The sequence below is a fragment of the Arthrobacter sp. D5-1 genome (genome assembly GCF_017357425.1).
Taxonomy (GTDB): Bacteria; Actinomycetota; Actinomycetes; order Actinomycetales; family Micrococcaceae; genus Arthrobacter.
The window spans coordinates 1959510-1971560 of sequence record NZ_CP014571.1 but is presented as its reverse complement, the minus strand read 5'-3'; the positions used below and the strand labels follow the sequence as shown (position 1 = coordinate 1971560).

General features: G+C 61.8%; 11 protein-coding genes. 3 read left to right on the top strand and 8 right to left on the bottom strand.

All coding sequences use genetic code 11. The annotated features are described in order from the left end of the window. Window position 1: 1 nt before the first annotated feature. The 7 genes from AYX22_RS09015 to dinB form a co-directional block, all read right to left on the bottom strand. Window positions 2–1639 carry a UDP-N-acetylmuramoyl-L-alanyl-D-glutamate--2,6-diaminopimelate ligase gene (locus AYX22_RS09015; RefSeq protein ID WP_207597115.1) on the bottom strand — a complete coding sequence of 546 codons (1638 nt, stop codon included), beginning with the start codon at window positions 1637–1639 and terminating at the stop codon, window positions 2–4. Window positions 1640–1741: 102 nt separating this feature from the next. Beyond that, complete coding sequence (locus tag AYX22_RS09010) at window positions 1742–3538, bottom strand: penicillin-binding protein 2 (RefSeq protein ID WP_207597114.1); 1797 nt, start codon at window positions 3536–3538, stop codon at window positions 1742–1744. 42 nt (window positions 3539–3580) lie between these two features. Further along, window positions 3581–4243: a hypothetical protein gene (locus AYX22_RS09005; protein ID WP_207597113.1), complete on the bottom strand. Its 663-nt coding sequence runs from the start codon at window positions 4241–4243 to the stop codon at window positions 3581–3583. Next, window positions 4240–5238, bottom strand: coding sequence for a 16S rRNA (cytosine(1402)-N(4))-methyltransferase RsmH (rsmH, locus tag AYX22_RS09000; protein ID WP_207597112.1), 999 nt, complete (start codon window positions 5236–5238; stop codon window positions 4240–4242). Before rsmH ends, AYX22_RS09005 begins: the two co-directional genes overlap by 4 nt. Before the next feature lie 167 nt (window positions 5239–5405). Next, window positions 5406–5837: a division/cell wall cluster transcriptional repressor MraZ gene (mraZ, locus tag AYX22_RS08995; protein ID WP_026542500.1), complete on the bottom strand. Its 432-nt coding sequence runs from the start codon at window positions 5835–5837 to the stop codon at window positions 5406–5408. Window positions 5838–6274: 437 nt separating this feature from the next. Then, a complete protein-coding gene (locus tag AYX22_RS08990) occupies window positions 6275–6643 on the bottom strand; it encodes a DUF3040 domain-containing protein (protein ID WP_089594493.1) in 369 nt (122 codons plus the stop codon). A 239-nt stretch (window positions 6644–6882) separates the two neighbouring features. After that, window positions 6883–8145: a DNA polymerase IV gene (gene dinB, locus AYX22_RS08985; protein ID WP_207597111.1), complete on the bottom strand. Its 1263-nt coding sequence runs from the start codon at window positions 8143–8145 to the stop codon at window positions 6883–6885. 72 nt (window positions 8146–8217) lie between these two features. On the opposite strand from dinB, the gene AYX22_RS08980 reads away from it, so the two are divergent. After that, window positions 8218–8796 carry a hypothetical protein gene (locus tag AYX22_RS08980; protein WP_207597110.1) on the top strand — a complete coding sequence of 193 codons (579 nt, stop codon included), beginning with the start codon at window positions 8218–8220 and terminating at the stop codon, window positions 8794–8796. Next, window positions 8793–9887 carry a polyprenyl synthetase family protein gene (locus tag AYX22_RS08975; protein ID WP_207597109.1) on the top strand — a complete coding sequence of 365 codons (1095 nt, stop codon included), beginning with the start codon at window positions 8793–8795 and terminating at the stop codon, window positions 9885–9887. The genes AYX22_RS08980 and AYX22_RS08975 overlap by 4 nt, the downstream gene beginning before the upstream one ends. 131 nt (window positions 9888–10018) lie before the next feature. Here AYX22_RS08975 and AYX22_RS08970 read toward each other — a convergent pair whose 3' ends face one another. Next, a complete protein-coding gene (locus AYX22_RS08970; RefSeq protein ID WP_207597108.1) occupies window positions 10019–10372 on the bottom strand; it encodes an Rv2175c family DNA-binding protein in 354 nt (117 codons plus the stop codon). A 255-nt stretch (window positions 10373–10627) separates the two neighbouring features. Between AYX22_RS08970 and AYX22_RS08965 the strand changes: the two genes are divergently transcribed. Further along, window positions 10628–11968, top strand: coding sequence for a LysM peptidoglycan-binding domain-containing protein (locus AYX22_RS08965; protein WP_207597107.1), 1341 nt, complete (start codon window positions 10628–10630; stop codon window positions 11966–11968). Window positions 11969–12051 lie beyond the last annotated feature (83 nt).

Below are 12051 nucleotides of genomic sequence, written 5' to 3'. Positions count from 1 at the left end.
TTTAGGACTCTATCCGCTGGTCCGTTGAAACGCTGAATCCCTTGGATGTCAAGGCGGCACGCAATTCCACCCTGTCGTCCAGAGCCAGGTTGACGCCTTTGACCTCTTGCCACACTTCGTGGCCACGTCCGGCGATCAGGATGGTGTCGTTGACAGTGGCCATCTCCACGGCCAGCCGGATCGCCGCGTCCCTGGGGAAGGACTCGATGATCTCGCTGGACAGTCCCTCTGTATCGCGTGCCGCGTGGGCGCCTTGCAGGACCTCGGCGCGGATTGAGGCGGCATCTTCGTCATGGGGATCGTCATCGCTGACAATCACCACGTCAGCCAGGCGCGCGGCAATGGCGCCCATGGTGGGCCGCTTGCCTTGATCACGCTGGCCGGTGGCACCGAAGACCACAATGACGCGGGAACCCTCCTGGGGGGAACGCACGGCCTCAAGGGCACGCGCGAGGGCGTCGGGATTGTGGGCAAAATCAACAACGGCCGCCGGTTCAGTTGACACCAATTGCATTCGTCCGGGAACACCAACGGAAAAAGGGTCATGGGCATCCAGCGCAGCCTGCAGGGTCTGTACATCGACACCGGACGCCAGGACCATGATGGCGGCCAGGGCTGCATTGGCCACGTTGAAGTCCCCGGGCAGCCCCGTATGGACGCGCAGGACACGTCCATCGACATGACGTAGTTCGAATTCCGAGCCCAGCCCGCGGGCGGCGACTGCTGTTACCTGCCAATCAGCATCGGAGGTGGAGTCCTTGGTAGAGAGGGTCGTGACAGGGATATCCGCCAGCTCCACGAGCTTCCGTCCCCACTCGTCGTCCACAGTCACAACGGCGCTCCGGGCCCTGCCTGCAGTGAAAAGGTCTGCCTTGGTGCGGAAATACTCTTCCATGCTCCCGTGCAGGTCCAGGTGGTCCTGTGTGAGGTTGGTAAAGCCCGCGACGTCGAACATCACACCATCCACACGCCGGAAGGAGATCGCATGGGATGACACTTCCATGGACGCAGCCTCCAAGCCGCGTTCCCGCATCAACGCCAAGAGGGCATGGACGTCCGTGGACTCAGGTGTGGTCAGCAGGCTGGGGATGGGTTCACCGCCCGCCACGATCTCGATGGTGCCAATGAGCCCCGGCTTCTTGCCAAGGGCCCTCAGCAGCGAGTTGATGAAGTAGGTGGTGGTCGTCTTGCCGTTGGTGCCGGTGACACCGTAGAGCGTTGGATAACCACCTTCGGAGGGCTGGCTTCGGTAGATCAGTGCGGCCAAAGGACCCACAGCCGTACGCGGCTCGTCAATGATCAGGACAGGTACGGGCTGTTCGCCGGCCAGCGCAAGCTGGCGTGCCCCGGCGTCGTCCGTCACCACCGCGACTGCACCGGCTTCGACTGCCTGGGGAACGAAGTCGGCACCGTGGCGCGAGGCTCCCGGCAAAGCCATATAGAGATCGCCGGGTTCCACGGCCCTGGAGTTGAGCGTGATACCCGTTACTCCTCCGTCATGGATTCCCTCAGGGGCGGCAACGCCAAGGACCTCCGCGATGGTGGCCAAAGGCACCGCTGCCACGGACCCGGGGCGGAAGCCGGACCGGCCTGCATCCGGCGTCGTGACGTTGATGGCTGCCTCATTGTGCTCTGACACGTAGTTCTCCGTTGGTGCTCGTGGAACGACCGGCTTGGGGCCAGCGGCGCCCGGGCCGTTAGTGGTGGATCGAATTTTGGCCGAAACAGACGCCCAAGAAGCTTACTTGACGAACTGGGGCAGGCGCGCGGGAGTTCCTGTGGACGGCGCCACGTTGTAGGTCCGCAGGACCTGCGCCATCACCGACCGAAACACCGGCCCGTTGGTGACGCCGTAGATGTTTCCCTTGGGACGCTGCAGGACCACTTCGACGATAAAACGGGGGTCATCCATCGGCGCCATGCCCACCATCGAGGCGGTGTAACCGTCGAAGCCGGGCAGACCGTCTTCACGGGGCGCCTGGGACGTTCCCGTCTTAGCACCAACCCGGTAGCCGTCGATGGCCGCGTCCTTGATCTGCCCCTCGGTCACGGCGCTCTCCAGAATGTCCCGGACCTGCTGCGCGGTCTCCTTGGACACCACCTGGCGCGAATCCTTGGCCGCAACCTTCTGTTCCTCCCCCTCGGGGGTGACGTAGCTGTCTATGAGCCTGGGCTGCAGCATCACACCATCGTTGGCGATGCTCTGGAAGGCCCGGACTGTCTGGAGTGTGGATTGGGAAACGCCCTGGCCGAACAGCACCGTGTATTGCTGCCGTTCGTCCCACTGCTCAGGCTTGGCCAGGATGCCGGTGGCCTCAGCCGGCAAGCCGATGTCCGTTTGCTCCCCAATGCCGAATTTCTTCAGCCAGTCGTAGCGCTGTTCCTTGGTCAACCTGCTGCCGGCCATGACGGTTCCGGTGTTCATGGACCACCCCAGGATGCCCGCCAGGGTGCGTTCCTCCGTGCCGTGCTCAAAGGCGTCCGTAAACGTCTGTCCGTCGATTGTGTATGCCGTTGGAATTGTGAAGTGATCCAAGGGGAAGGACTTGCCCTCCTCGATGACAGCCGCCGCGGTGATCATCTTTTGCACGGACCCAGGTTCATAGGCGGCCGTCACGGAGCGTACGCCCCGATCCTTGGCGTCCACTTTCCCCGGGTCATTGGGATCCGGAGCGTTGGTATCAGCCAGGGCCACCAGGTTGCCGGTCTTGGTGTCCATCACAATGATGGACCCCCACTCCGCGTTCATCTTGTCCACCTGGCTTTGGATGGCCTGCTGCGCGAAGTACTGGATATCGGTGTTGATGGTCAGCTTGACGTCGCTGCCATCCACGGCCGGCGTCAGTTCATCGGTGGCAACCGGAATCCTCAGGCCGTCAGCGCCGATCTCAAAGACCCGCTTGCCTTCAACACCGCGAAGGATCTCGTCCTGGGTTTGTTCGATGCCTGCTTGTCCGGTGGTCCCGTCCTGGAGGAAGCCCACCACGCCACCGGCAACACTGCCGTTGGGGTAGACGCGCTTGCTGACGCCTTCAGGGACGACTCCGGGGATGTTCAGTTTGGAGATGCGGTCTTCAAGTTCAGGCTTGATGTCCTTGGCAACCACGAAGTACTTCTTGTCCCCGGTCAGCGCCTCACGGATCTTCTCCACGTCGGACCCCAGGAGCGTAGCGAGCTCCGAGATGCCCTGGTCCCTGGAAACAGTCTCGATCTCGTCGGTCTTCTCGTTATAGCGCTTGAAAGAGGCTGTGTTCGTGTTCAAGACCTGATCGACCACCAGGTTGTAGCGGATGACGCTGCTGGCCAGCACGGTTCCGTTCGCGTCCACAATCTGTCCGCGTTCTGCCGGCAGGACCTGCGGTGTGAGGCGTTTTGCCAGCGCGGCCTCGGCCATTCCTCCCATGTCCAGGCCCTGGACCATGAAGAGCTTCCCACCCACAACCAACAGCAGGGTCAGCATGATGCCAAGACCAACGCGGAGCCGCTTTCTTGCCGCCGGCGTCTTCGTTTTTTTCGATGTGCCGGGGTTCTGAGCCACGTTGATTCCTTGCTGCTGGCCTAGCTTCAGTGGACTGATGGGTTACTGCCCGGGTGCCTTCTGCTGGGGGGCCGGGACTGATCCCCCATGGAGTTCAACCGGAGGTGTGGCTGCCGGAGATGCCGGATTTTCGGCAGGAGCCGCCGGAGTGGGCGGCGCCACCGGTGTTACCGGTTTGAGGTTCTCCAGCGGATCCTTGGTTGTCACCGAGGGAACCACGTCCAGCATCCCCGCCACGGCCGGAGGAGCAAGCTGGGCCAAGGGAGCATCTCCCTTAACTGCCGGCGTTGCCTTTCCGGTGACGGTCATCGTATTCAGGTCGATCTGTCCCTTGACGGTAGAAGGAACCATTCCCAATTCTGCAGCCTTTGCTGCCAGATTCTGGGGAGCTTCGAAATTCTGCTTCTTCTGTGTCAGGTCCTGGTTTTCCTTATTCAGGGTGGCTGCCTCCGCCTTGAGCTGCACCAACTGGTACTGGGCGGTGGACACTGAAATGTTCAAGACAAGTACGGTCAGGAGGGCAGCCGCCATGGCCACGAAGCAGAGGACAACAAAAGGTGTCCGGCGTTTGCCCGGAGCGTTTCGCACCAGGGAGAGCGGAGTGCGGGCCTTGCGTCCGGCGTCAGGCTTGCCGGCAGGAGCGGGCAGCGCACGGGCCGTATTGCCCACCACGGAGGGCAGTGTCTTCGCTGCGGCGTTGCTCATGCGTCTCTCCTCGGTTTGATGCGCTCCACTGCCCTCAACCGGGCGGACGCCGCGCGGGGGTTCTCAGCGATTTCTGCCGCCGTGGGCACTTCCGTGCCCTTGGTGATGGTCTTTAGTTCGGGTTTGTGTTCTTCAAGTTCCACGGGAAAACCGAGTGGGGCTGAGGATTTGGATCCGGCCTGGAATACGGACTTCACGATCTTGTCTTCCAGCGAGTGATACGACATCACTACAATCCGGCCGCCCATGGCCGTAGCGGCCACGGCTGCAGGAACGGCCCGCTCCAGCACATCCAATTCCTCGTTGACCTCAATCCGAAGCGCCTGGAAGGTGCGCTTGGCGGGGTGTCCACCGCTCTTCGCGGCTGCAGCGGGGACTACACTCCGGATCTGTTCCACCAGTTCACCGGTGGTCGCGAAGGGCTTCCCGGCGCGGGCATTCACGATCCTGTTGGCGATGCGCCCGGCAAACTTTTCTTCGCCCCATTTACGGATGATGCGGACCAGCTCGTCTTCGCTGTAGTTGTTGACTACATCTGCAGCTGTCTGGCCGCGACTGGTGTCCATCCGCATGTCCAGGGGGGCGTCGTAGGAGTAGGCGAAGCCGCGCTCCCGCTCATCGAGCTGCAGGGAAGACACGCCCAGGTCCATGAGGATGCCATGAACCTCGGGGATGCCAAGGTCCGCCAAGACGTCCTCGATTTCGTCGTAGACGGCGTGAACCAGGTCAGTCCTGTTCGAAAACGGCTCCAGCCGTGCACCCGCCAGAGCCAGCGCTTCCTCATCGCGATCAATGCCGACCAGGTGCAGGTCCGGAAAGCGTTGCAGCATCGCCTCGGAGTGGCCACCCATGCCCAGGGTGGCATCGATGGCCACAGGCGTCTGGCCGCGCTTCCGGGCAGCCTCGAAACCAGGGGCCAGCAAGTTGATGCAGCGGTCTTTGAGGACGGGTACGTGGCGCTCCGATGTGGGCTTTGCCGCGTCCTGCTCTTCCACGCTGCCTCCTCTTTCCGCAATCGCTTGCCTGGTGTTTCTTGAATCGGATCCCCATCCGCGCCTATCGTTCGGCCGGCCTGGCTCAGGGGAAGGTGAGCCAGGAAGACTGTTCGATGGGCGGCTGGAGATCCCATTCAAGAAGCGGTAATACTGCTTCCTCCGACCGGTTAGATGAACCCGGGCAGATTGTCGTCATCCGTTTCCGAGAAGGCTGCTTCCTTCTCGTTGAGGTACTCATTCCAAGCTTCGGCATCCCAGATCTCCGCCCGGGTACCGGCACCGATCACGGCCAGTTCCCTACCGAGGCCCGCATACGCCCGGAGCGCCGGCGGAATCGTCACGCGCCCCTGCTTGTCAGGTACTTCATCAGAGGCTCCGGACAGGAAAACGCGAATGTAGTCACGGGCCTGCTTGGAAGACAGTGGCGCTTCCCGCATCGATTCGTGGATACGTTCGAATTCTTTCTGGCTGAAGACGTAGATGCAGCGTTCCTGGCCCCTGGTGAGGACCAACCCCTCCGCCAGCTCCTCACGGAACTTGGCGGGAAGGATGATCCTGCCCTTTTCATCGAGACGCGGCGAGTGAGTACCCAGAAACATCTGGCCCCACCGCCCCTCAGTTAAGGTGCCCGTTCATTCCCAACACTGCCACTACCCTCTTATGTGCTCCACTTTACTCCACAAAGCCCCACAGTCAACGCAGTATGGGGCGTTTCTCCACCACCTTGAGTTTTAAGATGACCGAAACGGCGCGGCTTTCAGGGTCGTGGCGGAAAGTGGAGGGATGCGATCCCCTGGGTTCGGCGCGTCTGCTCCCAACAGGGAGCCCAGGTATCCAATCCGGACATTTACGCAGCTGTGGAGGTGGCGGGTGGTGGAAAGTGGAGACGGGGTGGGAAGTGGAGGAGGCCACCACCACTCCTTAAACGCAAAAAGACCCGCAGTTTGCGGGTCTTTCGTTATCCCCTGTAAATCGTCAGGGGCGCGCGTCGAGCAGGGTAACCGGCACGGCCGGCGGTGGAGAGAGGAACGAACGCTCAGGAATCGTCGCGGCGCCGCTCGTCCCAGCGCTCTTCCAAGCTGCTCATGAAGGAACTCTTGGGTTTGCCCTTTGCAGGCTTGCCCTTGCCGGCTTTGCCAAAGGCAGCTCCGCGCAGCGTGGCGAAGTAAACGCCAGCACCCATGACGACGAAGCCGAGGACACCCACTGGTATCGCCTGCATCGACACTCCCACGAGCAGGAGGAGGATGCCGGCAATGGCGCCGAGCACGCCGATAATCACATGCCGGGTTGACCAACTGCGAATGGGATCCGAGCCCATGGTGCTGGCGAACTTCGGATCGTCCTCATGAAGTTGCTTTTCCAGTTGCTCAAGCAGCTTCTGTTCGTGCTCCGAGAGGGGCATCGCGACCTCCTTTAGTCAGCCAGCGTCTGGACATAACGCTTTCTGTGCGTCTGTTTCCAAAACGATCGGACCAAGAAAATCGTTCCCAAAATTCCCTCGTGGTTCAGCGGGCATCTCAGGGCCGACTGTTCAGGAAACAGTTTGTCCAGACGATCTAAATCTCTGTAATAAATAGGATAGTTTGTCCGACGCCGTTCTGAAAGACGCCCGGAGCCCAGCGGGACCAAGCTCACAGCCGATCAGGTGCCTGTGGGAGGTTTTCCCGGTTCCAGGAGCCTGGCAGGGAGCAAAGTCTTGGAACCGAAGCGTTCTGAAACGCGGTCCAATGCCTGCTCCGCTGCCCTCCAGTTGTCATCCCGGCGATCCAGGCTCAGCTGCAGGGACGTCTGTCCGGCAGGCTCAAGCTGCTCTGCCCGAACCCCTACGAGGCGGACAGTCATGGACCGCGGGCCCAGGGATTCCAGCAGATGGACAGCCACTTGGTAGATCATCTGGGCACTGTCCACGGGGGCGTGGACGGTCCGGCTCCGCGTGACGGTTGAAAAGTCCGAGTACCTCAGCTTCAAGGCGACAGTCCTGGCCAGCATGCCTGAACTCCGCAATCTACCCGCCGTCCGGTGCGAGAGGCGCAGCAGTTCCCTGTGCAACAGGTCGTCGTCGCCGGTGTCGTTGGAGAACGTCTCCTCGGCTCCGATGCTCTTCTCCAGCCTGGTGGGGGTCACCGGTCGCGGATCGACCCCCATGGACAGGCGGTGGACGTGTTCACCGCTGGCACCCAGGACCTTCTTCAAAGATGCCAAGGGAGTAGCTGCCACATCTGCCACGGTCCGGATGCCAAGCCGGGCAAGCATTTCTCCGGTCTTTCCACCCACACCCCACAATGCGTTGACAGGGAGGCTGTGCAGGTACGCCAAGGTGTCCTCCGCGTCGATCTGCAGTATTCCGTCGGGCTTGCACCGCGTGGACGCGATCTTGGCCACGAACTTGGTGCTTGCAATTCCCACGGAGGCCGTAATGCCCAGTTCCGACTGGACCCGTCGCCGGATGAGGTGGCCGATGTCCAAGGGCGGACCGAGCCGGCGAATCGCGCCGCCAACATCCAAGAACGCTTCGTCCACGCTGAGCGGTTCCACGAGATCCGTAATTGAGGCAAAGATCTCCATGATCTGGCCGGACACTTCGTAGTACACCGTGTGCCGCGGGTTGATGATCACTGCGGACGGACAGCGTCTCATCGCCATGGACATCGGCATCGCGGACTTCACTCCGGTTGCCCGGGCCTCGTAAGAAGCAGAGAGCACCACCGACCGCTCAGCGGGAAATCCGACAATGACGGGTTTTCCCCGAAGATCAGGGCGGCTGCGGAGTTCAACGGAAACGAAGAACGCATCCATATCAACGTGAAGTATGCTGGTTCGCCTCAGTTCCCGCAGAGCATCTCCAGCGCTGCGGGAGGGTTCCTGGCCGGCTCCCGGGCCGTTTCCGAATGCTTCCTGCCTCACATCGGCAATACTATGCCCGGCCACTGACTAAACTGGAGGCACAGTCAGGCTCAGCCCACGGAAGGATACCCTGTGAAGCTCTTTGGAACTCCTCGATCGCGAGGTTTCGCCCTGCTCGCAGCAAGTGTCGCCGTCGCGGCCTCGGCATGTACGCCGTCGCCAGGAGGCTCAGCCGCGCCCTCCCCCACAGAGACTTCATCGCAGTCGACACCATCCACGCCGGCCGCTTCAGGTTCGGGCTCCGGTTCCACGTCGGCACCGGAGACTGCGACGGCCACGGAGTCGGCCACCCCGGCGCCCGGCGCAACGGCAACGGTGAACGCACTTGTTCCCGGCTTCCCTGAACAGTTGATCCCCGTCATGCCCAAGACGTCTGTCCGTTCCAGCAGTTTTGACAAGAGCACCTCCCTGGCCACCGTTGCCTTGGTCGGAACCGTCAAGGCCCCGCCTGAGGGCGTGGTGGACTACTACAAAACATCCTTGGAGGCACAGGGCTTCAAGCTTGTCCCAGGCCCAGAAGCCGTGGGCAACGTCACCTCGCTCGACTTCATCAGGGGCGATGGCGAGACCGTGAACGTCTCAATACGGCAAAAGGAAGGCGTGTCAACCTTCACCATTGGCGCCAACGTGGCGTCCGGGTCCATCAAGTGACGGCATTTTCCCAAGTGGCGTCCGAACAGACGGAGTTCATCAGCGGGGTTGCGGGCAAACTGAGAAACTTCCTGTCACAGCAACAGGACCTCATGGCTACGGTGTCCCCGGACGTCGAACCGCTGATCGGCTCAATTTCCCACCTCGTCACTGGTGGAAAGCGACTCCGCGCACTGATGTGCTATTGGGGTTGGAGGGGCGCAGGCGGTCAATCCGGAGATCCTGACATCGTTACAGCCGGGTGCGCGCTGGAACTGTTCCAGGCAGCAGCGCTGATCCATGACGACATCATTGACCGATCAGATACACGCCGCGGTGGACCCAGCGTGCACAAACGCTTCAGCCAACTCCATGGCATCAACGGCTGGGCTTTGGACAGCGCGCGCTTTGGGGATGCCGCTGCCATTCTGACGGGGGACCTCTGCTTATCCTTCAGCGAGGAGTCCTTTACCGAAATCGGCGTCCGGGCCGCGGCGGGAACCCCCGCGCGCCGCATTTTTAATGTCATGAGGGCCGAGGTCATGGCGGGCCAGTACCTCGACATTCTTGAGGAGGTGGCCGGCCCTGTTCGTGACCGGGCCAGCTCAGTGGATCGCGCGCAATCGATCATCCGGTACAAATCAGCAAAGTATTCCACGGAACATCCGCTGGCATTGGGCGGAGCGCTTGCCGGCGCCCCCGCGGGGCTGCTGAAGAACTACTCAGAGTTTTCCTTGCCCCTCGGCGAGGCATTCCAAATGCGGGACGACGTCCTTGGAGTCTTTGGCGATCCCGAAACCACCGGCAAACCGGCAGGCGATGATTTGTTGGAAGGCAAGCGCACTGTCCTTGTTGGATTTGCCTTGAACCAGGCAACAGCCGACGACGCAGAATACCTTGATCGAATGCTGGGTAATCCGGGCCTTGGCGAAGACGACGTAGCTCGTATCCGCCGCATCATGGTGCAATGCGGCGCTTTGGATGCCACGGAGTCGCGGATTGCCGAACTGAGCAACCAAGCCTTTGAAGCGTTGGAACGCCTGCCACTCGATGACGCGCCGCTCACGGCATTGAGGCAGTTGGCCGAGGCCGCCGTCAGCCGCGCAGCCTAAGCCTCAGCATCATCATGGCGGTTCAGCCGGTGGGGACCGGCTTCGAAAGGACATGACTCGACGACGGCGGTGGAACCCGCCGTCGTCGTCGTTTTAATTCAGTTCCAGGCTGTCCAGCCGGGAAGACACCTCTACCAGGCGAGAGACTGGGCGCGACGCCTGATTTCAGTTTTCCGCCCCTCGCGCAGGGCGTCGATAGGACGGCCCCGCAGTGATTCATCCGGGGTAAAGAGCCAGACGATCAACTCTTCGTCGTTGTAACCGGCATCGCTGAGAACCGCAATGGTTCCCTTCAAGCTGTCTACAACATGCCCATCCTGAAGAAACAAGGCTGGAACGGAGCGGACATTCCGCTCTCCCCGCCTGATGGCTACCAGCGCACGCTCATCCAAAAGTCCGTGGACTTTGGTGATGGAAACTTCCAGCAGCTCGGCGACATCCGGCAGCGGGAGCCAGTCGGAAACAAGGCTTTCTACATTACTCACGGAACAAGGTTGCCACGCCGCACTGCCCGGCGCCTAGCCGGGGTTCGACGGCGGCACCCGGTTCCCGCCTTGAGGCCGCCATTTCATTGGCAATTAATTGGTATCCATAATCCCGTACGACAGGAATTGTTGTGTCGATTGAATAAGTGTGAGAGATTCACACTGATCACACTTGCACCATTGATAACATCAGTAACATTGGCAACACTGACAACAGCGCTACCCAACACCCCGCTGTTGAGATGAGGACACTTCATGACGACGCCCCGCTCGCCGAAACGAACCATGAGCATGCCGGTCATTGCGGCAACCACGGCTGCGCTTCCCGCCGTGGTTTTGTCCTCGCTTGCCCTGGCCCAGCCGTCCATGGCTTCCCCGGCACCCCAGCCCCGCAAAGTCCCTGCCACGCTTGCTGCAGCAATGAAGGCGCAAGCCGTCAATGCCGGCACCGTCATCCCCGCACAGGCTGTTGCAGCCACGCTGCCCGCAGCCCTGCGCCCCATGGCCCCTTCGGTTCCGGATACTTACACGATCGTTCGTGGCGACACCATCAGCGCGATCGCCCGCCGCTTCAATCTGGACACCAATGCGGTCCTCCAGCTGAACAAGCTCTCGGCCACCACGTTGATCTACCCGGGCCAGACCATCAAACTCACGGGAACGGCTACGACCACACCCGCCCAACCCTCCGCACCGGCGGCCCCGAGCGCCCCGGGCAACGCCAGCATCTACACAGTGGTCTCGGGTGACACCCTGGGCGCGATAGCCGCCAAGCATGGCGTACCCCTGTCCAGCATTTTCAGCTGGAACAACCTCAATGGAAGCTCCATCATCTACCCGGGGCAGAAGATCAAGGTCAGCGGCGGCTCTGCGCCCTCCACGCCTGCGGCTCCCGCACCGGCCCCCGCGCCCGCGCCTGCCCCCTTGGCCAGCACAGGTTCCTACACCATCAAAGCCGGCGACACCCTCAGCTCCATCGCCGCGCGCCACGGGGTCTCCCTGAGCGCGCTGATGACCGCCAACAAGGTATCGGCAACCACGGTCATCTACCCGGGCCAGAAGCTCAGCATCCCCGGCCCCGGACTTCAGCCCGCCGGCGAGACCAAGCCGCTGGTTCCCAGCACTTTCCTGGGCTTCACCTACCCGGCGGCCGTGGTGAGTTCGGCCAACGAGAACAAGGCCCTCCTCAACGCTTCCCCGGTACCCAGCCGCGCCGAAATGAAGAGCATCGTGGCAGATACGGCCAGGCGCATGGGCGTTAGCCCCTCCCTGGCGCTTGCTTTCGCGGAACAGGAGTCCGGCTTTGACCAGCGGGCTGTTTCACCTGCCAACGCGATCGGCACCATGCAGGTCATTCCGTCGTCCGGCCAGTGGGCCTCGGACCTGGTGGGGCGCAAGCTCAACCTTTTGGACCCCTACGACAACGCCACGGCAGGAGTCGCGATCATCCGCGCACTGATCGCCACCAGCAAGGACCTGGACACCGCGATTGCCGGTTACTACCAGGGCCAGTACTCGGTCAGCAAGTACGGCATGTACGACGACACCAAGCGTTACGTCGAATCGATCAAGGCCCGCCAGCGCACGTTCGGCTAGGCTTCAGCAGCACCTCGGAAGGGGCCCGGATCCCATTGGCCAGCCCAATGTGGATTCGGGCCCCTTCCCTGCCTCGTTTAGGA

Bases quoted from the DNA above. Each gene is read 5' to 3' on its own strand.
- AYX22_RS09005 (WP_207597113.1), bottom strand. From the start codon at position 4,243: ATGAGCAACGCCGCAGCGAAGACACTGCCCTCCGTGGTGGGCAATACG.
- mraZ (WP_026542500.1), bottom strand. From the start codon at position 5,837: ATGTTTCTGGGTACTCACTCGCCGCGTCTCGATGAAAAGGGCAGGATC.
- AYX22_RS08990 (WP_089594493.1), bottom strand. From the start codon at position 6,643: ATGCCCCTCTCGGAGCACGAACAGAAGCTGCTTGAGCAACTGGAAAAG.
- AYX22_RS08965 (WP_207597107.1), top strand. From the start codon at position 10,628: ATGACGACGCCCCGCTCGCCGAAACGAACCATGAGCATGCCGGTCATT.